The sequence below is a fragment of the Ancylobacter sp. genome (genome assembly GCF_965249975.1).
Taxonomy (GTDB): domain Bacteria; phylum Pseudomonadota; class Alphaproteobacteria; order Rhizobiales; family Xanthobacteraceae; genus Ancylobacter.
Genome location: NZ_CBDFNE010000004.1, coordinates 333,602 through 356,908 on the forward strand (window position 1 = coordinate 333,602; position 23,307 = coordinate 356,908).

General features: G+C 66.5%; 26 protein-coding genes and 1 other RNA gene. 25 read left to right on the top strand and 2 right to left on the bottom strand.

The genetic code is table 11. The annotated features are described in order from the left end of the window. Positions 1-121: 121 nt before the first annotated feature. The 6 genes from ACP2AH_RS06075 to ACP2AH_RS06100 all read left to right on the top strand — a co-directional run bounded on the left by ACP2AH_RS06075 (position 122) and on the right by ACP2AH_RS06100 (position 4,630). On the top strand, positions 122-1,123 hold the full coding sequence (locus ACP2AH_RS06075; RefSeq protein ID WP_425104986.1) for an NAD(P)H-quinone oxidoreductase: 1,002 nt from the start codon (positions 122-124) through the stop codon (positions 1,121-1,123). Positions 1,124-1,300: 177 nt separating this feature from the next. Next, positions 1,301-1,456: non-coding RNA, 6S RNA (ssrS, locus tag ACP2AH_RS06080), on the top strand. A gap of 11 nt (positions 1,457-1,467) precedes the next feature. Then, complete coding sequence (locus tag ACP2AH_RS06085; RefSeq protein WP_425104987.1) at positions 1,468-2,073, top strand: 5-formyltetrahydrofolate cyclo-ligase; 606 nt, start codon at positions 1,468-1,470, stop codon at positions 2,071-2,073. Between the two features lie 3 nt (positions 2,074-2,076). Then, entirely contained in the window at positions 2,077-2,892 is an 816-nt protein-coding gene (locus tag ACP2AH_RS06090) for a TIGR00282 family metallophosphoesterase (protein ID WP_425104988.1), read from the top strand. A gap of 56 nt (positions 2,893-2,948) precedes the next feature. Beyond that, positions 2,949-3,764 (top strand): FkbM family methyltransferase, encoded by an 816-nt coding sequence (locus ACP2AH_RS06095; protein ID WP_425104989.1) that lies wholly within the window; start codon positions 2,949-2,951, stop codon positions 3,762-3,764. Positions 3,765-3,883: 119 nt separating this feature from the next. Beyond that, positions 3,884-4,630 (top strand): YebC/PmpR family DNA-binding transcriptional regulator, encoded by a 747-nt coding sequence (locus ACP2AH_RS06100; protein ID WP_425104990.1) that lies wholly within the window; start codon positions 3,884-3,886, stop codon positions 4,628-4,630. A 15-nt stretch (positions 4,631-4,645) separates the two neighbouring features. Here the strand turns inward: ACP2AH_RS06100 and ACP2AH_RS06105 are convergent, their stop codons facing one another. Beyond that, positions 4,646-5,392 (bottom strand): TSUP family transporter, encoded by a 747-nt coding sequence (locus tag ACP2AH_RS06105; protein WP_425104991.1) that lies wholly within the window; start codon positions 5,390-5,392, stop codon positions 4,646-4,648. Positions 5,393-5,628: 236 nt separating this feature from the next. On the opposite strand from ACP2AH_RS06105, the gene ACP2AH_RS06110 reads away from it, so the two are divergent. The 6 genes from ACP2AH_RS06110 (at position 5,629) to ACP2AH_RS06135 (ending at position 10,000) form a co-directional block, all read left to right on the top strand. Beyond that, entirely contained in the window at positions 5,629-6,558 is a 930-nt protein-coding gene (locus ACP2AH_RS06110) for a DMT family transporter (RefSeq protein ID WP_425104992.1), read from the top strand. Between the two features lie 110 nt (positions 6,559-6,668). Then, positions 6,669-7,220, top strand: coding sequence for a crossover junction endodeoxyribonuclease RuvC (ruvC, locus tag ACP2AH_RS06115; RefSeq protein WP_425104993.1), 552 nt, complete (start codon positions 6,669-6,671; stop codon positions 7,218-7,220). Next, on the top strand, positions 7,217-7,834 hold the full coding sequence (gene ruvA, locus ACP2AH_RS06120) for a Holliday junction branch migration protein RuvA (RefSeq protein WP_244450634.1): 618 nt from the start codon (positions 7,217-7,219) through the stop codon (positions 7,832-7,834). Before ruvC ends, ruvA begins: the two co-directional genes overlap by 4 nt. Continuing rightward, the gene (locus ACP2AH_RS06125) at positions 7,831-8,271 is read left to right on the top strand and encodes a hypothetical protein (RefSeq protein ID WP_425104994.1); all 441 of its coding nucleotides are present in this window, start codon (positions 7,831-7,833) and stop codon (positions 8,269-8,271) included. The genes ruvA and ACP2AH_RS06125 overlap by 4 nt, the downstream gene beginning before the upstream one ends. Continuing rightward, positions 8,268-9,305: a Holliday junction branch migration DNA helicase RuvB gene (ruvB, locus tag ACP2AH_RS06130; RefSeq protein ID WP_425104995.1), complete on the top strand. Its 1,038-nt coding sequence runs from the start codon at positions 8,268-8,270 to the stop codon at positions 9,303-9,305. Before ACP2AH_RS06125 ends, ruvB begins: the two co-directional genes overlap by 4 nt. A 62-nt stretch (positions 9,306-9,367) precedes the next feature. After that, on the top strand, positions 9,368-10,000 hold the full coding sequence (locus ACP2AH_RS06135; RefSeq protein ID WP_425104996.1) for a TetR/AcrR family transcriptional regulator: 633 nt from the start codon (positions 9,368-9,370) through the stop codon (positions 9,998-10,000). Between the two features lie 7 nt (positions 10,001-10,007). Here the strand turns inward: ACP2AH_RS06135 and ACP2AH_RS06140 are convergent, their stop codons facing one another. Further along, complete coding sequence (locus ACP2AH_RS06140; RefSeq protein WP_425104997.1) at positions 10,008-10,529, bottom strand: hypothetical protein; 522 nt, start codon at positions 10,527-10,529, stop codon at positions 10,008-10,010. 99 nt (positions 10,530-10,628) lie between these two features. Here ACP2AH_RS06140 and ACP2AH_RS06145 point away from each other — a divergent pair, with 99 nt between their 5' ends. The 13 genes from ACP2AH_RS06145 (at position 10,629) to glmM (ending at position 23,272) form a co-directional block, all read left to right on the top strand. Next, positions 10,629-11,045, top strand: a complete 417-nt coding sequence (locus tag ACP2AH_RS06145; protein ID WP_425104998.1) for a DUF2852 domain-containing protein — start codon at positions 10,629-10,631, stop codon at positions 11,043-11,045. Between the two features lie 214 nt (positions 11,046-11,259). Further along, positions 11,260-12,096: a hypothetical protein gene (locus tag ACP2AH_RS06150; RefSeq protein ID WP_425104999.1), complete on the top strand. Its 837-nt coding sequence runs from the start codon at positions 11,260-11,262 to the stop codon at positions 12,094-12,096. A gap of 89 nt (positions 12,097-12,185) precedes the next feature. Continuing rightward, complete coding sequence (gene ybgC / locus ACP2AH_RS06155) at positions 12,186-12,695, top strand: tol-pal system-associated acyl-CoA thioesterase (RefSeq protein WP_425105000.1); 510 nt, start codon at positions 12,186-12,188, stop codon at positions 12,693-12,695. Between the two features lie 396 nt (positions 12,696-13,091). Continuing rightward, a complete protein-coding gene (gene tolQ, locus ACP2AH_RS06160; protein WP_425105362.1) occupies positions 13,092-13,793 on the top strand; it encodes a protein TolQ in 702 nt (233 codons plus the stop codon). A gap of 4 nt (positions 13,794-13,797) precedes the next feature. Then, entirely contained in the window at positions 13,798-14,253 is a 456-nt protein-coding gene (gene tolR, locus ACP2AH_RS06165; protein WP_244450641.1) for a protein TolR, read from the top strand. A 3-nt stretch (positions 14,254-14,256) separates the two neighbouring features. Further along, a complete protein-coding gene (locus ACP2AH_RS06170; protein ID WP_425105001.1) occupies positions 14,257-15,240 on the top strand; it encodes a cell envelope biogenesis protein TolA in 984 nt (327 codons plus the stop codon). Between the two features lie 89 nt (positions 15,241-15,329). Next, positions 15,330-16,637, top strand: a complete 1,308-nt coding sequence (gene tolB / locus ACP2AH_RS06175; RefSeq protein WP_425105363.1) for a Tol-Pal system beta propeller repeat protein TolB — start codon at positions 15,330-15,332, stop codon at positions 16,635-16,637. 155 nt (positions 16,638-16,792) lie between these two features. Continuing rightward, positions 16,793-17,287, top strand: a complete 495-nt coding sequence (gene pal / locus ACP2AH_RS06180) for a peptidoglycan-associated lipoprotein Pal (RefSeq protein ID WP_244450643.1) — start codon at positions 16,793-16,795, stop codon at positions 17,285-17,287. A 179-nt stretch (positions 17,288-17,466) separates the two neighbouring features. Further along, a complete protein-coding gene (ybgF, locus tag ACP2AH_RS06185; protein WP_425105002.1) occupies positions 17,467-18,351 on the top strand; it encodes a tol-pal system protein YbgF in 885 nt (294 codons plus the stop codon). Then, entirely contained in the window at positions 18,326-19,375 is a 1,050-nt protein-coding gene (gene tilS, locus ACP2AH_RS06190) for a tRNA lysidine(34) synthetase TilS (RefSeq protein ID WP_425105003.1), read from the top strand. Before ybgF ends, tilS begins: the two co-directional genes overlap by 26 nt. Before the next feature lie 148 nt (positions 19,376-19,523). Then, the gene (gene ftsH / locus ACP2AH_RS06195; RefSeq protein WP_425105364.1) at positions 19,524-21,449 is read left to right on the top strand and encodes an ATP-dependent zinc metalloprotease FtsH; all 1,926 of its coding nucleotides are present in this window, start codon (positions 19,524-19,526) and stop codon (positions 21,447-21,449) included. Positions 21,450-21,563: 114 nt separating this feature from the next. Then, the gene (locus ACP2AH_RS06200; RefSeq protein WP_425105004.1) at positions 21,564-21,785 is read left to right on the top strand and encodes a hypothetical protein; all 222 of its coding nucleotides are present in this window, start codon (positions 21,564-21,566) and stop codon (positions 21,783-21,785) included. Positions 21,786-21,928: 143 nt separating this feature from the next. Further along, positions 21,929-23,272, top strand: a complete 1,344-nt coding sequence (gene glmM, locus ACP2AH_RS06205; protein ID WP_425105005.1) for a phosphoglucosamine mutase — start codon at positions 21,929-21,931, stop codon at positions 23,270-23,272. Positions 23,273-23,307 lie beyond the last annotated feature (35 nt).

Genomic DNA, 23,307 nt, shown 5'->3' on the forward strand with positions numbered 1-23,307 from the left:
GCTCTGCTCCTGTTCGTCGCACGGCACATGCAACGAACTTAGCCGTCCCCGTGCGCGGTTGCCAGCACTGGCGGCTTGACCTAGGACGGACGGGACATTCGAACGGGATGAGGACGACGCCGTGACCGAGCTGCCCGCCACCATGACCGCCATCGGCCTGCCCACGCCGGGTGGACCGGAAGCCCTGGTTCCCGTGGAGCGCCCGGTGCCGGTGCCGGGCGCGGGCGAAATCCTGGTCAAGGTGGCTGCCGCCGGCGTCAATCGCCCGGATGTGATGCAGCGCAAGGGGCTTTACCCGCCGCCGCCCGGCGCGCCGGACATTCCCGGCCTCGAAATCGCCGGTGAGGTGGTGGCGCTCGGCGCGGGCGTGACGCGCTGGAAGCTCGGCGACAAGGTGTGTGCGCTGGTCTCCGGCGGCGGCTATGCCCAGTATTGTCTGGCGGATGAGGGATCTGCCCTGCCGGTGCCTGCGGGCCTTTCCATGGTCGAGGCGGCGGCGCTGCCGGAGACCTTTTTCACGGTCTGGACGAATGTGTTCGACCTCGCCGGGCTGAAGGAGGGCGAGCGCTTTCTCGTCCATGGCGGCACCTCCGGCATCGGCACGACGGCGATCCAGCTGGCCAAGGCCTTTGGGGCCACCGTGTTCACCACTGCCGGCAGCGCCGAGAAGTGCGAGGTCTGCCGCCAGCTCGGCGCCGATGTCGCCATCGACTACAAGACGGAGGACTTCGTCGCCGTGGTGAAGGAGAAGAGTGGCGGCAAGGGCGTCAACGTCATTCTCGACATGGTGGGCGGCTCCTATATCGCCCGCAATTACGAGGCCGCCGCGCCGCAGGCCCGGCTGGTGCAGATCGCCTTCATGGAAGGCTCCAAGGTGCAGATCGACTTCATGCGGCTGATGCTCAAGCGCCTGTCGCATATGGGCTCAACCCTGCGCTCCCGGCCCAAGGCGGAGAAGGCGGCGATCGCCGCGTCGCTGGTCGAGAAGGTGTGGCCGCTGATCGAGGCCGGCAAGGTCAAGCCTGTCATGGATCAGAGCTTTCCGCTGGAAAAGGCCAGCGAGGCCCATGCCCGGATGGAGAGCAGCGCCCATATCGGCAAGATCATGCTCGCCGTGGAGTGAGGCTTCAGCCGTCATCCCGAACCGTCGCAAGGCGAGCGGGGATCGGTTCCGGTCTTTCGAGCGATCCCGGCTCGACGCGGTGCGTCGGCCGGGGTGATGTTGTCCGATCACCGAAAGCTGTTCAGCCCCCGTCATCCCCCTCTGGCAATTTGCCCTGCGGCGTCCTAGATTTGTCACGCGGGGCTGCGGGGTTCGTCAGGAGCATATATTTCCGGGGCCTTATCGATCTCAAAGGGAGCTGTCCCTGACCTTGCCCCTGGGCTTGGACACACGGCGCCCACCTACGTTGTAGGTTCCCGGGATCGAGCCTCCAACGGCCATCGTGGCTCCGCACTCATTGCATCATGCCTCTTGTGACAGACGCCCAACTCGACAAGGCCAGCCTCCGCACCGTGGCACTCGCCCGGCGGGCGGCGCTCGAACCGGCCGCGCGCGCGGCAGCGGCCGAGGCGGCGGCCACCCATGCCATGGAATGGCTCGGCGCGGTGCAGGGCGAAGTCGTCTCCGTTTTCGCGTCGATTGGCGGCGAGATCGATACCGATCCGCTGGTGCGTCGGCTGCGAGAGGCCGGCGCGTGCATCGCCCTGCCGATCGTGCTGGAAATCGGCAAGCCGCTGCTGTTCCGGCTGTGGGAGCCGGGGGTCACTCTCGTCCCCTCCGCGGGTCCCGGCCGCATGGCCATTCCCGCCCCGCCCGAGGGCGCGCCAGCCGTCTCGCCCGATGTGCTCGTCGTGCCGCTCGCCGGCTTCGATGCGCGGGGCAACCGGCTCGGCTATGGTGCGGGCTTCTATGATCGCACCCTCAGCCTGCTGCGCCACGCCAAACGCGTCGAGGCGCTGGGCTACGCCTTCGCGGTGCAGGAATTGCCCGCCGTACCGGCGGAGGCGCATGATGAACGTCTCGACGCCATCGCCACCGATGCTGGCGTGGTCCGCCCGGCCGAGGAGTGACGCATGCGGCTTCTTTTCCTCGGTGACGTGGTCGGGCGTCCCGGCCGCCAGGTCGTGCTGGAGCACCTGCCGCGCCTGCGCCGCCAATGGGCGCTCGATTTCGTGGTCGTGAACGGGGAGAACGCCGCCGGTGGCTTCGGCATTACCGAGGCGATCTATGAGGAATTCCTAGAGGCCGGCGCCGACGCGGTCACGCTCGGCAACCACGCCTTCGACCAGCGCGAAGCGCTCGTGTTCATCGCGCGGGCGCCGCGCCTCGTTCGCCCCGCCAATTATCCGCCCGGCACGCCTGGACGCGGGGCGGCGCTGATCGAGGCGAATAATGGCGCGCAGGTGCTGGTGGTCAACATGATGGGCCGCGCCTTTATGGATCCGCTCGACGACCCCTTCGCGGCCATCGACCGCGAGCTCGACACTGCCCCGCTGGGTTTGGTGGCGGATGCCACCATTGTCGATTTCCACGCCGAAACCACCAGCGAGAAGCAGGCCTTCGGCCATTGGTGCGACGGGCGGGCGAGCCTCGTCATCGGCACCCACACCCATGTGCCGACCGCCGACCACCGCATCCTGCCCGGCGGCACCGCCTACATGACCGATGTTGGCATGTGCGGCTGCTATGACGGGGTGATCGGTATGGACAAGGAGGAGCCGCTGCGCCGCTTCACCCGCAAGATCGGGTCGTCGCGTTTCGAGCCGGCGGCTGGGCCGGGCACGCTGTCGGGGCTCGCGGTGGAGACGGATGGCAGCGGGCACGCAATCGCCGTGGCGCCGGTGCGCATTGGTGGTAGCCTGTGCGGGGCCATGCCGGACTTCTGGTAGGGTGCCGGCGAAGCGGTCGAGCCGCTTTCAACCCCTCTCCTTTATCGGAGGCATGCATGGGTATGTTGGACGTGCTCAGAACGCAGGGGTGGTTGTCTTTCGTTTCCAAGACGCCGCGAAGGATCAGGCGGGTCATTGTTCGAAAGATAAATAAACTATTCAACCGTAAAATCGTTCGATCGTTCTACGGTGTGTTTTTGACTGAAAATTGGGACGATGCGACTTTTCGTTTCTGTGTTAACGGGACGTATGGAGCATTTTACTCGAACTATCTGCGGGAGATCGATTACCCGTTCATTTTTATCGATATCGGGGCAAATCAGGGGCTTTATTCCCTCATCGCCGCTCAGAATCCTTACTGTGAACGCGCCGTCAGTCTTGAGCCGGTGAACAAGACGTTCGGTTTTCTCACTTCCAACATCCGTGCCAATGGATTGGCGGGCATGATTGTCGCCTTGAATTGTGGCCTGTCGTCCGAGAATGCGCGCGTGAACATCCGCTTGAAGCCGAACCATAGCGGCGCGGCCTCTCTTCACAACACGTTCGCTGGCACGGAGGCCGTCGAGGAAATCCAGATCTCCACCGCCGCCATCCTCGAGCCTTATCTTGCCCCGGGCCTGCCATTGGTCGTGAAGATCGACACCGAGGGTCATGAGCCCGTGGTGATGGCGGAGCTGGCGCGAAGCCGTTTTGCCGACCGGGTGAAGTCCGTGTTCTACGAAGTCGATGTCGCATGGGCGGACCCGGAAAATCTCATGGCCGGTCTGCGCGCCATGGGGTTCGACCACTTCCACCCGACCCGCGGTGGCACGCATTACGATGTGATGGCGACACGGCAGGCGGCGGGGCCCGCTGAGTGCCGAGCAGCGTAAGGTGACGCGCTCTGCGCTTTACGCGCGCCTGCCCTCTCGCCTATAAGCCGCGCACCTTTTCTTTCAGGCATTCGACACGGCCGGGCCACGGGCCCGCCCGGTGTGACGTGGAGGCGGCCATGGCCGGGCATTCGCAATTCAAGAACATCATGCACCGCAAGGGCAAGCAGGACGCGGTGCGTTCCAAGCTGTTCTCCAAGCTGGCGCGTGAAATCACCGTCGCGGCCAAGCTCGGCATGCCCGACCCGGCGATGAACCCGCGCCTGCGCGCCGCCGTGCTGGCGGCCCGCGCGGAAAACATGCCGAAGGACAATATCGACCGCGCGATCAAGAAGGCGCTCGGCGGCGACTCCGAGAACTATGACGAGATCCGCTATGAGGGCTATGGCCCCGGCGGCGTCGCTGTCATCGTCGAGGCGCTGACCGACAACCGCAACCGCACCGCCTCGGAAGTGCGCTCCTACTTCACCAAGTCCGGCGGGGCGCTGGCGGAAACCGGTGCCGTCTCCTTCATGTTCGACCGCATCGGCACGGTGGAGTTCGACGCCGCCAAGGCTTCGGCCGACGACATGCTGGAAGCCGCCATCGAGGCCGGTGCGGATGACGTGACTTCGGACGAGAACGGCCATGAGGTCGTCTGCTCGGTGGAGAACCTGCACGAGGTCGCCCGGGCGCTGGAAGCCAAGTTCGGCGAGCCGCGCAAGTCCGGCCTCGTCTGGCGGCCGCAGAACACGGTGGCGGTGGACGATGAAGTGGCGGAAAAGCTGATCCGCCTCGTCGACAACCTCAACGACAACGACGACGTGCAGAACGTCTATGCCAATTTCGAGCTGTCCGACGCCTTCATGGCGAAGATGGGCGGCTGATCCGGGGCGCGCCGCTCACCGCCCGATCAGCGTGTCGAACAGCGGCAAGCTGATGAGGGCGGCGGCGGCGATGACCCAATAGGCGGCGACGCGGTAGTGCCGGTCGGAGGCCCCGCGAAAAGCGCGCGCGCCGGCATAGAGCCCGAGCGCATAGGCCGGTCCGAGAAACAGGGTCAGCCTCCCGACCTCGGCGGTGAACATGCCGTTGAGCGCGTAGGACGAGCCGGTGGCCAGCGTCACCAGCGCGAAGAAGCCGAACAGGTTCGCCCGCACCAGCACGGAAGGCTGGCCGCTGCCGAGCCAGTAGACCACGACGGCGGGCCCGGACATTTGCGCCGCGCCGCCGCAGAAGCCGGCGACGGCGCCGATGCCCAGCGTGACGGGCAGCGTGTGCCGGCCGGTGTGGCGCCAGCCCGAGGCCAGCAAAGCCAGCAGCCCCAGCCCGAGAAAGGCGAGCGACCAGCGCACCACCAGCGGGTCCGTGTGCTGCAGCACCCACACGCCGGCCGGAACCGCCACCACGGCGCCCACCGCCAGCGGGGCGACCTGCCGCCAGACGCAGGCGCGCAGCGCCGGAACGACGAAGGGCAGCGTCATCAGCGTGTCGATGACCAGAAGCAAGGGCACGGCGACGCGCGGGCCGTAGGCGGCGCTGACCAGCGGCACGAAGATGAGGGCTCCGCCGAAGCCCGAGAAGCCGCGCGTCGCGCCGGCAATGAGCGCGGTGAGGAAGGCCCAGGCCAGGGCGGGATCGAAGACCATGAACGAACCGGGGAGCGCGCACGCCGCCGGGGCCTGCGCGCGTAGAGCTAGTCTTCTGCCCGAGTCGCGTCAACACGATCGGCGATCGAACGGCCCCATCCATCAGTTTTCGCGAACGTGCCTATTCGCAAAACGCGTTTGCGAAGACCGGTCGCGCCCGCCACATTTCGACTAACGCCCGTCCCGGCCGCGCCGGGAACCCCTTCTTTGCGCCGCTAGGCGGCGGGATTTTGCTCATGAATACGTCTGTCTCACTGGCCGCGCCGGGCGGCGCGGTAGTTCCGTCGCCTTCCGACCGCTTGATCGGCGCCGGCTGCGCGCTTCTTGCCATCGCCATCTGGGGCGGCTGGATCGTCTCCACGCGTCACGCCGTACACGGGCATCTGCCCCCGGCGACCATTGGCTGGCTGCGCTTCATCGTGCCGGCGGTGATGCTCGCACCCGCCTGGTGGCGCATCGGCCTATGGCCGAAGCGGGGACTGCGTCCGTTCCTGCTCTGCTTCCTTGGCGCCGGCGCCTTTTTCTTTCTCGACGTGGCGACGGCGATGCGTTTCGTCCCGGCGGCCGATGTCGGGCCGCTCTTGCCCGGCACCATGCCGCTGATCGTCGCCGCCGTCTCGGTGCTGGTGTTCCGCGAGAAGCTGGGCACGGCGCGGGCTATCGGCTTTGCCGCCATCGCCCTCGGCGTGCTCACACTTGGCGGGCGTGGCCTGCTTTATCCCCAGGACGGCGCCTGGCGCGGCCATGCCCTGTTGCTGGCCGGCGCGACGATGTGGGCCGGCTACACACTCGCCTTTCGCCGTACCGGGCTGAAGGCGACGGAAACGGTGGGGCTGGTCGGGCTGTGGTCGACAGTCGTTCTCACGCCTTACGGCCTCCCCGGTGTGATCGACGCGGTTTCCAGCGGCTATGGCCGCGAAATCCTGATCCAACTCTTTATCCAGGGTCTGCTGTCCGGTGTCGTCGCGCTGGTGGCGTTCGGCATCGCCATCGAACGCCTGGGCTCCTCCCGGGCCGCCGCCTTCACCGGATTGGTGCCGGCGCTGGCGGCGGTGATCGCGGTGCCGGTGCTGGGCGAATACCCGGACACGGCGGCAATCATCGGAGTGGTGGCCACAGGGGTGGGGGTGACCCTGGCGAGCGGGGCGTTCAGTGCAGGACGCTGAGGTCGCGCGTTAACGGCGCGTTCACCATGGGCGACGATGCGCGGGGTCACGGACGCCGCGCGCACCGTCTCCCCTAGGCGTTCGTCCTTTGTTCGGCTACGCCCTAGGATATGGTGCCGTCGCCGATTCGCATTCTCGGGCTCGATCCGGGCCTCCGCCGCACCGGCTGGGGGGTGATCGAGGCTGCCGGCACACGGCTGAGCTTCATCGCCTGCGGCACGGTGATGCCGCCGGAGGAGGGGGGGCTCGCTGAACGGTTGGCCTGTCTCCACACCGAACTGATGCAGGTTCTGCGCGCCTACACCCCCGATGAGGCGGCGGTGGAAGAGACCTTCGTCAATGTGAACCCGGCCTCGACGCTCAAGCTCGGCCAGGCGCGGGGCGTGGTGATGCTCACCCCGGCGCTGGCGGGCGTGCCGGTGTCGGAATATGCGGCCTTGCTGGTGAAGAAGACCGTGGTCGGCGCCGGCCGGGCGGAGAAGGCGCAAATCCGCCTGATGATGAAGATTCTGCTGCCTCAGGCGGATTTCACCACCGATGACGCGGCGGATGCGCTTGCGGTGGCGGTGACGCATGCGCAGCATCGGGGCATGGCGGCGATGAAGGCGCAGATGGCGGCGAAGGTGCCGCCGAAGCTCACGGCAAAGGCGGCGGCACGATGATCGGGAAGCTCAAGGGCCTCGTCGACAGCTATGGCGACGACCATGTGATCCTCGACGTGCAGGGCGTGGGCTATCTCGTCCATTGCTCCGGGCGCACGCTGCAGGCGCTGCCCAAGGCCGGCGAGGCGGCGGTGCTGTTCATCGAAACCTTCGTGCGCGAGGACATGATCCGGCTCTACGGCTTCGCCACGCCGGCAGAGAAAAGCTGGTTCCTGCTGCTGCAGAATGTGCAGGGCGTCGGCTCCAAGGTGGCGCTCAACGTGCTCTCCACCCTCTCGCCCGCCGAACTCGCGAATGCGGTGGCGCTCGGTGATAAGGTTATGGTGGCGCGCGCCAATGGCGTCGGCCCCAAGGTCGCCGCCCGGATCGTCGCCGAATTGAAGGACAAGGCGCCGGGCTTCGCCAGCGTCGATCCGGCGGTGGCGGGGCTCGCGGCACAGATCGAGGAGCGGCAGGCGCCCGGCCCGGTGGCGGATGCGGTGTCGGCGCTGGTCAATCTCGGCTATGCTCAGCTTCAGGCGAGCGCGGCCATCGCCGCCGCCCTGCGCGAGGCCGGCGAGGGCGCCGATGCCGCCAAGCTGATCCGGCTCGGCCTGAAGGAACTGGCGCGATGATGCTGCGCTTCATCACCGCGCGCGAGCCGGGGAAGCGCCAGCCCTGGCCGTGGTCGGCCCGCATTCCGGCGATGATCTTCGCCTATGGCGGAGCGATCCTCGCCGTGCTCACCATCGAGCGGCTTATGCACAGCGCGGCCTCCGCGAACTATGCCGCGATCGCCGTGGTGCCCGGTGGCATTGTGGCCGGGATCTGCGCCTTTGCCCTTTCCTTCCGCTCGCGCCACCCGCTCTTCGTGCTGGCCGCCGTGGTGGTGGTGGCGCTGCTCCCCCTCGGCGTCATCGCGGTGTCCTATGATTTCGGCGCGTTTCGCGAGCTGTTCGAGCAGCGGGCGGTGCGGCTGGCGCCCATTCTCGCGGCGACGGTGGCACTCGTCACCGGCGTGCTGATGGCCGGCGGCGTTTTTCCCGCGCGTGACCGGGAGAGGGCGGAATGAACGCGAAACGTCTCGTCGCCCCCGACAAGCGCGAGGAAGACCTCGCGGAAGCCTCGCTGCGGCCGCAGAACCTCGCGGAGTTCGTCGGGCAGGAGCAGGCGCGGGCCAATCTCGACATCTTCATCAAGGCAGCCAAGGCGCGCGGCGAGGCGCTGGACCATGTGCTGTTCGTCGGCCCACCGGGGCTGGGCAAGACCACACTGGCGCAGATCGTGGCGCGCGAACTCGGCGTCGGTTTCCGCTCCACCTCCGGCCCTGTCATCGCCAAGGCGGGCGATCTCGCGGCGCTGCTGACCAATCTCGAAGAACGCGACGTGCTGTTCATCGACGAGATTCACCGGCTCAATCCGGCGGTGGAGGAAATCCTCTATCCCGCCATGGAGGATTACGAGCTCGACCTGATCATCGGCGAGGGCCCGGCGGCGCGCTCGGTGAAGATCTCGCTGTCGAAATTCACCCTGGTCGGCGCGACCACGCGTTCAGGCCTTCTCACCACGCCGCTGCGCGACCGCTTCGGCATCCCGATCCGGCTGAACTTCTACACGGTGGAAGAACTGGAACTGGTGGTCACGCGCGGCGCGCGGGTGATGGGCATCCCCATCGCCAGGGACGGCGCCCGCGAGATCGCCCGCCGGGCGCGCGGCACGCCGCGCATCGCCGGCCGGCTGCTGCGCCGGGTGCGCGACTTCACCCTGGTGGCGGGCAAGGAAATCATCGACCGCGCCGCCGCCGACCACGCGCTGCGGGCGCTGGAAGTGGACGGGCTCGGCCTCGACCAGATGGACCGGCGCTATCTCACCGTGGTGGCGATGAATTATGGAGGCGGGCCGGTGGGGGTGGAAACCATCGCCGCCGCCCTTTCCGAGCCGCGCGACGCCATTGAGGAGATCATCGAGCCCTATCTGGTGCAGCAGGGCTTTCTCCAGCGCACCCCGCGCGGGCGGGTGCTGACGGCGCATGCCTTCAAGCATCTCGGCCTTGCCGCACCGGCCAGCGTCAACCAGATGCCGCTGTTCGATGAGGGCGGTGATTAAGGCGCGGGCGTCATTGACGCGGCCATCGACGCAGCCCCTGGCGTGATGTAAGTCCCCTTCACATGAGCTGGTCCCGGAACGGCGGAGAATCGCGCGGCTACCATCACGGCAACCTTCGGGAAGCCCTGATGAAGGCGGCGCTTGAGCTGATTGGCGAAAAGGGCACCGCCGGCGCCACTTTCGCCGAGGCGGCGCGCCGCGCCGGCGTCTCTCCGGCCGCGCCCTACCGCCATTTCCGCGACCGCGACGACCTGCTTGCGGCGGTCGCGGCCGACGGTTTCGAGCGCTTCACCAAAGCTTTGGAAGCAGGCTGGAACGAGGGGCGCCCCGCGCCGGCGGAGGCCTTTGAACGGCTCGGCCGCGCCTATCTCGCCTTTGCCCGCGAGCATCCGGCGGACTATGTCGCCATGTTCGAATCCGGCCTGCGCAACGAGGCCTACCCGGCGCTCGATCAGGCTGGCCAGCGGGCCTTCGGCGTGCTGCGCGAGGCGGCGGACACGCTGGTCGCCTCCATGCCGGCCGGGGATCGCCCACCCGCTTTGATGGTGGCGCTGCACACCTGGGCGCTGGCGCATGGCGTTGCCTCGCTGTTCGGCCGCGCCGACGGCGCCCGCCGCAAGCTGCCCATGGCGCCCGACGACCTGCTGGAAGCCGCGTTCCTCGTCTATCTCAAGGGTCTCGGCGCAAGCGGCTAGGTTGCACTCAGTCTCCGGCCGCGAGGTTGACTTCGATGGCGGCGCCGGCGCCGCGGCAGAACAGCAGGATATCGTCCGGCTTGTTTTCCGGCGTCAGGATCACCGGGCGCTGCGCGCGTTCCGCCAGCCACAGCATGAACCCGCCGAGCGCCTGCCAGTCCTCCGGCTCGCAGACATCAGCCGGGTCGATGTCGAACTCGATGTCGTCGCTGCGGAAGAAGTGAAGGTTGATCGCCACATTGCCCGCATTCCAGCGCAGGCTGGGGCTTGCGCGCTTCCAGACGGCGAACACATCTTCGATCAGGGCGGGCATAAGGCCTGGCTCGCCGTCGATCTCGAAGACGGCCGGCGGGTCGAGCGCGCGCAACCCGTCGATCACGGCCTGCCAGCCCTCGGGGCCGGCGTCGAGCACATAGAGATCGCGCAGTCGGCCATCGGGCTCGAAAAGCGCGGCGACCTCGGTCCAGTCGGGAATCAATGCGGTCATCGAAGCAATCCTTTGCTTTTCAATCCCGCAGACCGCGCCCATTGACAAGCGGGGAGCGGATTTCTATCTATGTGAATGTGATTAACATTAACCCGAGCGGGCATGGGGCCCGCGGCGGTTCTACCCAGGAGCGGTACGCCCATGGAGCTCGCACAGAAGCTCGATAGTTACGGCAAGCCGGCCTGGATCGCGCTCACGGTACTGGGCTTCATGGCCTGGTGGCCTCTGGGTCTTGCGGTCCTGGCATTCACGATAGGGAGTGGACGGATGTTTTGTGGTGGCAAGCGCGGCTTCGGCCGCTGGCAGGAAGAGGGCGCGGAAGCGGTGCGTAACTTCGGCAGCCGGTTCGGCGGTGGTTTCGCCTCCAGCGGCAACCGCGCCTTCGATGAATACCGCCAGGAGACGCTGCGTCGGCTGGAAGAGGAACAGAAGGACTTCCGGTCCTTCCTCGACCGCCTGCGTCAGGCCAAGGACAAGGCCGAGTTCGACCAGTTCATGGCTGACCGCCGCAACCGCCCGGCCGCGCCGACGGCCCCGGTGGGCGAAGGCCAGGGCTGAGCCGCGAGGCTGGGTCCCGAAGGTTCGACCCTTTGGCCTGACCCACTCCTTAATGGCCTGAGGCGAGGCGGACCGTTCCCCCCGACGCGACGCCTTGCCAAAAGACCGCGCGCCGCGCCCCTGCACGCAGGAGGCGCGGCGCTTTTTTGTGCCATGGAAAGTGTTTCCCGCGGCGCCGATCTTGCTAAGATCGGGGTATCACGATGGGGGCACAATGCTGCCGGGGCGGTTTGACAAGGTGGGGCTGTTCTTCAGCGCGCTGTCGCTCGCCTTTCTGATTTGTTTTACGGTTCTCAGCGGCATCGCCTTTGTGGGTGATCTTCAGAGCGCTGCCGCTCAGAAGAACCAGTCTTTCTTCATTTATCTATGGGTTAATTTCTGGGCGGTGGTGCAAGGGCCTGGCGCGGTTTTTGTCGGATTCTTTATTGCCTCGCTCAGCAATTCCGTGGCGTTGTGGCGGCACTTTTTGGGTCTGCACCGGGAGACGGAGCTCCGCCGCGCCTATGGGGCGGGAATCTGGTACGGCTACGAGGTGAATTTCCTCGACAAGGTCGTAAAATCCTTCTCGGACAAAGGCTTGCAGGCGCCGCGGTTCATTCTGGCGTCGCCTTCCTACGAGGTTCTCGGCAAGCTGAATTTCGGCGATTTTGTCGGTAAACAGTTGCCGGCTGCGTTGGAGCGTGCCGGCTATCAAATGACATCGCTCTATGGCAGCGGCGATCCCGCCTGGTTTCGCCAGGTCTTTCGAATCACGCGGCCCGGCGCGCCGCCAGATGACGCCGCACGCCCCGTGTTCTTCGATTTGCCAACGACATTCAAGTCGTTCGAGGGAGCCGTTGCCTCGGTCATGGCTCAGCGGGATGTGAACATTCCGATCGAAAAGAGAAACCTCTTTTTTGATGACATGAAGAACGACTTTTTTACCGAAGCGCGTCGTTGGTCGGCACTTTCCGGGGCGCCTCTGTCCGAGATCGCGATGCCCAACACGGATGTGGCCGATTTCGCTGCTGCCTTGGCGCGGGTGTTGGAAGCCCCCGCGGGCAGCCGATGAGGCGCCGAACCGGTTGTTGACGGTCCACCCCCTGGCCTGACGCCATCCCCTTTGTTCACAAGCGCCGCGCGCTCGTTTATGAGGGCGGCATGAACGAGCGCGCCGCACCCTTCTCTCCGGAAACCCTCAAGGCTGATCCTTTCCTGCATCTGGCCGGCCGGCTGGTGCCGGGCGGGCACGTGCTGCCGGTACGGGTCTATTATGAGGACACGGATTTCTCCGGCATCGTCTACCACGCCAACTACCTCAAATTCATGGAACGCGCCCGTTCCGACCATCTGCGCCTCATCGGCGTGGTGCAGGGCGAATTGTTCGGTGAGGCGTTGGCCGAGGCGCCGGGTTTCGCCTTCGTAGTGCGCTCCATGGAACTGCAGTTCGTCCGCCCTGCGCGTATCGACGACGTGCTGGAGGTCCACACCAGCCCGGTGGAGGTCGCCGGCGCCTCCATCACTCTCGCCCAGAAGGTGAAGCGGGGAGTGGAACTGCTGGTCGAGGGCAAGGTGAAAGTGGCCTTCGTCGCGCAGGGCCGTGCCCGGCGCATCCCCGATGCACTGCGCGCCGCGATGAAGCTGGCGCTGGAACAGGGCTCGCAGGACTGACTCGCGCCCGGTAGCAAAACACCCATTTCGCTGTTGCGATGCGGCAACGCTAACGCGGTATTAACCCTAATGCGGTGTTGTACCGCGCGGCTGTAGACGCGCCTTGGCCCTTATCGCCCAAGTTTGGACAGACTCGGTCGGTTGATGGCGGGCGCGTTCCCTTAAAGCAGCCATGCAGGGCATTCGCTGCTGTCGGCAGCGGATGCAAGGCGGCGGTGCGACCTTTAACGAGCGGGCAGGATTGGCTTGATGACGCTGAAGAAGCTCTTAATCGCGGTGATGCTGGTTCTTACGGCACCCGCGTCCATAGCCATTGCCCAGAACGCGCCTGCTCCGGTCACCGCCGCGCCGACGGCGCAGGTCGATGGTCAGGCCGTTGCCGCCCCTCCCGGTGCGATGAGCGCGCCCGCCGGCGCCGGCATGGGCAGCGCCGACCTGTCGCTGATCGGCCTTTTCCTTCAGGCACACTTCATTGTGAAGCTGGTCATGGCGGGCCTCGTGCTCGCCTCGATCTGGGTCTGGGCGATCATCATCGACAAGACCATACTGTTCGGCCGGATGAAGCGGCAGATGGACCGCTTCGAGACCACCTTCTGGTCCGGCCAGAGCCTGGAAGAGCTGTATCGCTCGCTCTCCTCCCGCCCCAACCACGCCATGGCGGCGATCTTCGTCGCGGCGATGCGGGAGTGGAAGCGCTCCTATGAAGGCGGTGCGCGCTCGCTTTCCGGCCTCACCCAGCGGCTCGACAAGGTGATGAACGTCACCATCGCCCGCGAAGTGGAGCGGCTGGAGAGCCGGCTGCTGGTGCTGGCCACCGTCGGCTCGGCCGGCCCGTTCATCGGCCTGTTCGGCACGGTGTGGGGCATCATGACCAGCTTCCAGTCGATCGCCGCGTCGAAGAACACCAGCCTCGCCGTGGTGGCGCCGGGCATCGCCGAAGCCCTGTTCGCGACGGCAATCGGCCTCATCGCTGCCATTCCCGCGACGATTTTCTATAACAAGTTCGTTTCGCAGGTGAACCGGCAGGCGGCGCGGCTGGAGGGCTTCGCCGACGAGTTCTCCGCCATCCTGTCGCGCCAGATCGACGAACGGGGCTGATCGAATGGGCATGTCCGCAGGAGGAGCGGGGGGCGGCTGGCACTCACGGCGTTCGCGCCGGCGCGGGGGTGGCGCCGTCATGTCCGAAATCAACGTCACGCCGATGGTCGACGTGATGCTGGTTCTGCTCATCATCTTCATGGTCGCCGCGCCCATGCTCACCACGGGCGTGCCGCTCGACCTTCCGCAGACCGAGGCCAAGGCGGTGCCGCAGGAAAGCGCGCCGCTGATCGTCAACATCACCAAGGACGGCAAGATCTTCCTGCAGGACACCGAAATCCCGGTCGATGAACTCGTGCCCAAGCTGCAGGCCATCGGCAAGGCTGGCTATGAGGAGCGCATCTTCGTGCGCGCCGACAAGAGCCTCGACTATGGCTCGGTCATGCGCGTGATGGGTCGCCTCTCCGGTGCCGGTTTCAAGCGCGTGGCGCTGGTCTCCGAAGTCGATCAGGGGGGCTGACGCATGAAGGCGGGCTTCCTCTCCTCGACGGTTCTTCACGTCGGCATCATCGGCTTCATGGCGGTCTCCTTCGCGTCACCCTCGCCCTACGAGGTGACGCCGGCCGAATCCATGCCGATCGACATCATCTCCGATTCCGAGATGTCGAAGATGATGGCCGGCAAGAAGGACGCGCCGAAGGAGAACCCGAAGCCGGTCGTCGAGAAGAAGGCCGATACACCCAAGCAGGCGGAGAACCTTGACTCCAAGGTGTCGGAGAAGCCCGAGGTGAAGGCCGCCAACGAGCCGTCGGCGCCTCCGCCTCCGCCACCTCCGCCGCCCCAGGCGAAGCCCGCCGAACCCAAGCCCCCGGCCGCTCAGGCCGAATCCAAGCCGGCGCCACCTCCGCCGCAGGATGCGGAGGCGCTCGCCGCCAAGCCGCCGGAGCCGCCCAAGGACCAGCCCAAGCCCCAGGAGCAGGCGCAGGCCATCCCGCCGCCGCCCGCGCCGCCGAAGAAGCCGAAGAACATTCCGCCCAAGGTGACGCAGGACCCGGCGCCCGAGCGCGACTTCAACCCCAACCAGATCGCCGCCCTGCTGAACAAGCAGGACCCGCGGCGCATGGCGGCGCTTGGCGACACAATCAACAATTCAGCCTCGCTTGGCGCGTCGCAGGGGACGGCGACATCGCTGTCGCAGACCGAGATCGACGCGCTGCGCGCCTATATTGCCCGCTTCTGGAAGCTGCCGGCCGGCGCGGTCGATGCCGCGCAGGTAACGGTGGTGTTCAAGATCGTGCTGAGCCCGGACCGCCGGCTGGTGGGGGCGCCGCAACTGGTTGAGGTGCAGGGCGCCGGCAATGCCTATGCGCCGATCGTACGCGAAACCGCGCAGCGGGCGCTGTACGAGATCGCCAATCAACAGAACCCGTTCCCGATGCTGCGTGCCGACCGTTACGACACGTGGAAGGAACTGGAGCTGGGGTTCAACCCGGCCATGCTTCATTGATGCCCGTTTTTTTCGAGGTACCCAGAATGTCGCGGCGTTTTTCCCTTGAAGCCAACGGTCTTGTCGGCCGCCGGTCGGTCCTTGTCGGCATGGCGGCACTCGGCGGTGCCGGGCTTGGCGGGGCGATGCTGGGCTCGACACCGGCCAATGCGGCGGTGCGCCTCGACATCACCTCGGGCACGGTACAGCCGTTGCCCATCGCCATTACCGATTTCGTCGGCGGCGGCAGCCCGCAGGACATCGAGGCCGGCAAGGGGGTGTCGCAGATCATCTCCGCCGATCTGCGCCGTTCCGGCCTGTTCGCGCCCATCGACCCCGCCGCCTTCGTCGAGAAGATCAGCAACCCGGACGCCTCGCCCCGCTTCCAGGATTGGCGCGTCATCAACGCTCAAGCGCTCGTCACCGGCCGCATCACCCGTCAGCCGGACGGGCGGGTGAAGGCGGAATTCCGTCTGTGGGACGTGTTCGCCGGCCAGCAACTGATCGGCCAGCAATACTTCACGCAGCCGGAGAATTGGCGCCGCGTCGCCCATATCATCGCCGACGCGATCTATGAGCGTCTGACCGGCGAGAAGGGCTATTTCGACACCCGCATCGTCTTCGTCGATGAAAGCGGGCCGAAAGAGAAGCGCATCAAGCGCCTTGCCATCATGGACCAGGACGGCGCCAACGTGACCTATCTCACGCGCGGCGACGACCTCGTGCTGACGCCGCGCTTCTCGCCGACAAGCCAGGAAATCACCTATATGAGCTATGGCCGCGGCGAGCCGCGCGTCTATCTCCTCAACATCGAAAACGGCCAGCGCGAAGTCGTCGGCAATTTTCCCAATATGAGCTTCTCGCCGCGCTTCGCCCCGGATGGGCAGCGGGTGATCCTGAGCCTGCAGCAGGGCGCGGATTCCAACATCTTCGTGATGGACCTGCGCTCCAAGGCCACCACGCGGCTGACCGACACGGCCGCCATCGACACCGCGCCGTGCTATTCGCCGGACGGCACGCAGATTTGCTTCGAGAGCGACCGTGGCGGCGGCTCGCAGATCTACCTTATGAATCCCGATGGCTCGAACCAGCGCCGCATCTCCTTCGGCGACGGGCGTTATTCGACGCCGGTGTGGTCGCCGCGCGGCGATGTGATCGCCTTCACCAAGCAGGCGCAGGGCCGCTTCGCCATCGGCCTGATGCGGCCGGATGGTTCGGGCGAGCGCATTCTGACCGAGGGCTACCACAATGAGGGCCCGACCTTCGCGCCGAATGGCCGGGTGATCATGTTCTTCCGCGACGCGGGGGGCGGAGGCGGGCCGCAGCTCTATACGGTCGACATCACCGGCTATAATGAGCAGCGCGTGCCGACACCCAGCTATGCGTCCGATCCCGCCTGGTCGCCCTTGCGCTCCTGAGCGGGTTCTGTCAGGGAACGATTAACCATAAGCGGCGGTTTAAGGCATGGCCGCGAAATGGACGCAATTCAGCAAGGTTCTGTAAAGCACGACAGAACATTGATTGACGCCAGCAGCCAGTCGGCAGATCAGTCGGGAATTCAGGAGTCAGCGGAATGATCCGTATGTTGCGCCATCTGGGCGGCGCGCGCGTCGCCTTCATCGTCGGTTTCGCGATGCTCGCGGCCGCCTGTGCCAAGAACCCGATGGACGGCGCCGGTCAGGCGCTCGGCTCTGCCCCTCCCGGCAGCCCGCAGGAGTTCATCGTCTCCGTCGGCGACCGCGTGTTCTTCGAGAGTGACCAGACCAGCCTCACCCCGCAGGCGCAGGCCACGCTCGACAAGCAGGCGCAGTGGCTGAACCACTATGCCAAGTACACCTTCACCATTGAAGGCCATGCCGACGAGCGCGGCACGCGCGAATACAACATCGCCCTCGGCGCCCGCCGCGCCCAGAGCGTGCGCGACTACCTCGTCCAGCGCGGCGTCGCGGCGAACCGCATGCGGACCATCTCCTACGGCAAGGAGCGCCCGGTCGCGGTGTGCAACGACATCTCCTGCTGGTCGCAGAACCGCCGCGCGGTCACGGTGCTGAACGCCGCCGGCAGCTGATCGCCGCCTCCCAACCCGTCCAAACCCGGCTCGCCCAGCGGGCCGGGTTTGGCATTTGAAAGCGACGGGCGGCGGCTGATCGGTGCCCCTGGGTCAAAATTTGGACGCGATCCGCCCCGTATGCTCCAATGGAAAGCGCGCGCCGTCCGCTGCCGCTCCTCCCGTCCCAGTGCATGGCCATGATGACCGTCCGCTCGCTCCGCCCCGCCGCCCTCCTTCTCGTCGCTGCCCTCGCCGCTACGTCGTTTCCCCATGAGGCGGCGCAGGCACAGGCGGACAACAATTTCTTCGGCAATCTCTTCAAGCCGCCGGGGCAGGTGCGTGGCGGCAACCAGCCCGCCGAGGCGGTGGAGGAGGCCGACAGCCTCGTCACCCGGATCGACCGGCTGGAGAATCAGCTGCGGCAGATGACCGGGCAGATCGAGCAGCTGCAGTTCCGTAACCAGCAGCTTGAACAGCAGCTGCGGGCGTTGCAGGGCGGAACGGGCCCTGCCGTCGGGGCGGCGCCGTCCGCCGAGCCGGGACGACGCGCCGATGTGTTCGACCCGTCGTCGCAGGCGAGCGCGCCGGGTGCGCCGCGTCCCCTCGGCACGACCGCGCCTTCCGGTCCCTCGGGCGCGCCCATGGACCTCGGCACGCTGTCTGGCGCGGCTGCTGGCGCGGGAGCGCCGGCCGCGGGCGGAACGCCGCGCGAGCTATTCGATGCCGGCTTCGGTGCGCTCCAACGCCAGGATTATGCGGGGGCGGGCCAGACCTTCGAGCAGTTCGTCCGCCTCTACCCCACGGACCGCGCCGCGCCGGACGCCTATTATTGGCTGGGTGAGAGCCAGTATCTGCGCAAATCCTACAAGGAGGCGGCGCAGAATTTCCTCAAAGTCTCGACCGACTTCCCGAATGCCGTGAAGGCACCGGACGCGTTGCTGCGGCTCGGTCAGTCGCTCGCCGCCATCGGCGAGAAGGATGCCGCCTGCGCGACGCTGAATGCTGTCGGCAACAAATATCCCCGCGCCTCGGCGACGGTGAAGCAGGGGGTGGAGCGTGAGCAGAAGCGCGCCGGCTGCTGACGCCGCGCCCGCCGATCTCGCGCTCGGCCCGCGTGCGGCCGAGCTCGCCACGCTCTTTGCCGCCTTCGCCGCCCACGACCATGTGCTGCTTGCCGTTTCCGGCGGGCCGGATTCGACCGCATTGATGCTGCTGGCCCAACGCTGGCAGGCAGAGTGCCGGCCGTCGACGCAGCTTCACGTCGCCACCGTCGATCACGGACTGAGAGCCGAGTCCCGCTCCGAGGCCGGCGCCGTGGCCGCGCTGGCGGCAGAGTGGGGTCTCCCGCACAGCGTGCTGGACCTCGCCGCGCCGCTCCCCGTGACGCGGTTGCAGGAGGCGGCGCGCCATGCACGTTACGAGGCCCTGACCGCCCACGCCCACGCCATCGGCGCCACCGCCCTCGCGACCGCCCATACGCTGGACGATCAAGCCGAAACCGTCCTGTTCCGGCTGCTGCGCGGGTCCGGTGTAAGCGGGCTCGCCGGCATCCCGGCGCTGCGGCCGCTGGGCGGGCTCACTCTGCTGCGCCCGCTGCTCGGCTGGCCGAAGGCGGAGCTGGTCGCGCTTTGCCGGGCGGCCCGCATCGCCTTCGCCGAGGACCCCTCGAATGTGAACACGCGCTTTGCCCGCGTGCGGCTGCGGGCGCTGCTGCCGTCTCTCGCGGCGGAAGGGGGCGATGCGGCGACGCTCGGGCGTCTCGCTTGCCGCATGGCCCGCGCCGATGCGGCGCTGGAGGCCGCGACGGATGCTGCCGCCGCCGCGTTCGGGGCCGCATCGGGGGAGGGCGTGCTCGCGTTTCCGCGCGTCGGCCTTGCTGCCCTTCCCGAGGAGATCGCCCTTCGCCTCGTCGGCCGGACGATCGGGACCGTCGGTACAGTGCCGGTGGAACTTGGCAAGCTGGAGGCGCTGATGGGCTGGATCGCCGGTCTCGGCGACCAGCAGACGGGCGCGCGCACGCTGGCTGGCGCGGTGGTGAGGGTGTACCGGCAGAGGGTTACCGTGGCGCGGGCGCCGGAGCGTCGGCCGCTCGGTTCCCGGAGGTGACGCCGATTTGCGCGGATGGTCGCAGCTGGCCGCTGCCCTGCATCTTGGCAATCCCCCCTCCGCCACCTAAATTACGGAGCGACAAGGGAGGGCCGCCAGCGCCGGCGGTGCCCGTGCGTCGGTCACATCCGACGCCGAAAGGGACATGATGAACGCCAATATCAGGAATTTCGCCCTCTGGGTGATCATCGTTCTTCTTCTTCTGGCGTTGTTTTCGCTGTTCCAGAATCCGGCGCAGCGTCAGGCGACGAACGATGTCAGCTTCTCGCAGCTGCTCAACGATGTGGATCAGGGCCGCGTGCGCGACGTGGTGATCCAGGGTCCGGAGATCACCGGCACCTTCACCGACGGGCGCACCTTCCAGACCTACGCCCCCAATGATCCCTCGCTGGTGCAGCGTCTCTACGGCAAGGGCGTGTCGATCACGGCCAAGCCCCTGACCGATAATGTGCCGTGGTTCGTCAGCCTGCTGATCTCCTGGCTCCCCTTCATCGCCCTGATCGGTGTGTGGATCTTCCTGTCGCGGCAGATGCAGGGCGGCGCCGGTGGCAAGGCGATGGGCTTCGGCAAGAGCCGCGCCAAGCTCCTGACCGAAGCGCATGGCCGCGTTACCTTCGAGGATGTCGCGGGCATCGACGAGGCCAAAGCCGACCTCACCGAGATTGTCGACTTCCTGCGCGACCCACAGAAGTTCCAGCGCCTCGGCGGCCGTATTCCGCGCGGCGTGCTGCTGGTCGGCCCTCCGGGCACCGGCAAGACGCTGACCGCGCGTGCCGTCGCCGGCGAAGCCAATGTGCCGTTCTTCACCATTTCCGGCTCCGACTTCGTTGAGATGTTCGTCGGCGTCGGTGCCAGCCGCGTGCGCGACATGTTTGAGCAGGCGAAGAAGAACGCGCCCTGCATCATCTTCATCGACGAAATCGACGCGGTTGGCCGCCATCGCGGTGCCGGCCTCGGCGGCGGCAATGATGAGCGCGAGCAGACGCTGAACCAGCTTCTGGTCGAGATGGACGGGTTCGAGCAGAATGAGGGTGTGATCATCATCGCGGCGACCAACCGCCCCGACGTGCTCGACCCCGCGCTGCTGCGTCCCGGGCGCTTTGACCGCCAGATCAACGTCCCCAACCCCGACGTGAACGGGCGCGAGCAGATACTGAAGGTCCATTCCCGCAAGGTGCCAATGGCGCCGGACGTGAACCTGCGTGTCCTCGCTCGTGGGACCCCGGGTTTCTCGGGCGCCGATCTGATGAACCTCGTCAACGAGGCCGCTCTGCTCGCCGCGCGCCGCAACAAGCGCATGGTGACGATGAACGAGTTCGAAGACGCCAAGGACAAGGTGATGATGGGCGCGGAGCGCCGGTCACTCGCCATGACCGAGGAGGAGAAGCGCAATACGGCCTATCACGAGGCGGGACATGCCATCATCGCGCTGATGCTCAGCTCGACCATCGATCCCATCCACAAGGCGACGATCATTCCGCGTGGTCGTTCGCTCGGCATGGTGATGACTCTGCCGGAGAGCGACCGCTACAACTGGACCTATGAGAAGGCCATTTCGCGCTTGATCATGCTGTTCGGCGGACGCGAGGCGGAAATCATCACCTTTGGATCGCAGAAGGTCACCACCGGTGCCTCCGGTGATATCCAGATGGCGACCAATCTGGCCCGTTCCATGGTGATGGAATGGGGCATGAGCGAACGGCTCGGCCGGGTACGCTACCGCTCCAATGAGCAAGAAGTGTTCCTCGGCCATTCGGTAAGCCAGTCGACCAACATGTCGGACGAGACTGCCAAACTGATTGACGAGGAAGTGCGCAGCCTGATCGAGACCGGCGAGAAAGAGGCGCGCCGCCTGATCACCGAGAACCGTGAGAAGTTTGAGGCAATAGCTCAAGCGCTGCTTGAATTCGAGACCCTGACCGGCGAGGAACTGCGCGACCTGATGGACGGCAAGCCGCCCGCGCGCGACAACACCATCGAGCCGCCGAATGCGCGCGGTTCGGTCGTGCCTACCGCCGGCAAGAACCGTCCGCCCCGCCCGGATGCCGGCATGGAGCCGCAGCCGCAGGCGTGAGCCGGCGACCGCGACGACGGAAATGGGGCCTGCCGGCACGGCGGGCCCTTTTTTCGTTATGACGAGCCCAATTACCCTTTGGTCGGCCTCGCCCCTGATTGCGGGAGGATCGTGGTGGCAATGGCTCCCCTCCGTCTCCCAGCGCGCGTGCAGGACTGGCTGACCGGCTACAGCTTGAGCGGCGCCCGGCTCACGATCGATACCGAGACTGTGCATATGGCGCCGCTACGCCTGCGACCTAAAAGCGCTTGGGTCGGCCACTTTCCTTTCGCCTTCTGGGTGGAGAAAGAGGTTCGCGAGCATTTCGCCGCACTCGGGGCCGCTCTGAAGGCCTGAGGCCTCACACGCCATCGCCGAAAGATGCGCTTACATTTTGTGAAGTTTTGGCGTGCACGCTCATGTTACACACGTGGCGCGGCAAATGAATCTGCCGCCGCCGGATGCACCCGTCGTCCGGCCGTCTTCGGCAAGGTGAATAGATGGCACGCAAGTTCTTCGGCACGGACGGCATTCGCGGCCGCGCCAACGCGACGATCACCCCGGAACTGGCGCTGAAGGTCGGCATGGCCGCCGGTCTGGTGTTTCAGCGGGGCGATCATCGTCACCGTGTCGTCATCGGCAAGGACACCCGTCTGTCCGGCTACATGATCGAGAACGCGCTGGTCGCCGGCTTCACCGCCGTCGGCATGGATGTACTGCTGCTCGGCCCGATGCCGACCCCGGCTGTGGCCATGCTCACCCACTCCATGCGCGCCGATCTCGGCGTCATGATTTCGGCTTCCCACAACCCCTTTGACGATAACGGCATCAAGCTGTTCGGGCCGGACGGCTACAAGCTCTCTGATGAGCTGGAGCTACGGATCGAAGAGCTGATCAACGGCGATATGGGCGGCATGCTGGCACAACCCGCACATATGGGTCGTGCCAAGCGCATCGAGAGCGTGCATGCGCGCTATATCGAATTCGCCAAGCGCACCCTGCCGCGCAACCAGTCCTTTGACGGGCTGCGGGTCGTGGTCGACTGCGCCAATGGAGCCGCCTATCGCGTGGCCCCGGAGGCGCTGTGGGAACTCGGCTGCGAGGTCATCACCATTGGCGACGAGCCCGACGGCTTTAACATCAACCGCGATGTGGGCTCGACCGCGCCCGAGGCGCTGGCAGCCAAGGTGCGGGAAGTACGCGCCGATATCGGCATCGCCCTTGATGGCGACGCCGACCGCGTGCTGATCGTCGATGAAAAGGGCCGGCTGGTCGATGGAGATCAGCTCATGGCCGTGGTGGCGGAGAGCTTCCAGGAGGACGGCCGGCTGTCGCGCAACGGTATCGTCGCCACGGTCATGTCCAATCTCGGGCTGGAGCGCCATCTCGCCGATCGCGGTCTCACTCTCGCCCGCACCCCCGTGGGCGACCGTCATGTGCTGGAGCATATGCGCAGCCATGGCTTTAACGTCGGCGGCGAGCAGTCCGGCCACATCATCCTTTCCGACTATTCGACCACCGGCGACGGGCTGGTGGCGGCGCTGCAGGTGCTCGCCGTGGTGCAGCGCCGTGAGCGTCCGGTGTCGGAAGTGTGCCACCGTTTCGACCCGCTGCCGCAGATCCTTCGGAATGTGCGCTACAAGAGCGGCCGGCCGCTGGAGAATGACGGCGTGCTGAAGGCGATCGCTGCCGCCGAGCTGAAGCTCAACAGCCATGGGCGGCTTCTGATCCGTCCCTCCGGCACCGAGCCGGTGATCCGGGTGATGGGCGAGGGCGATGATCGCGACCTCGTCGAGGCAGTGGTGAGCGACATCGTGGAAGCGGTGGGTCTGGCGGCGGCGTGAACGCAGCCTGTTCCGATCAACGCCGACCCGATCAG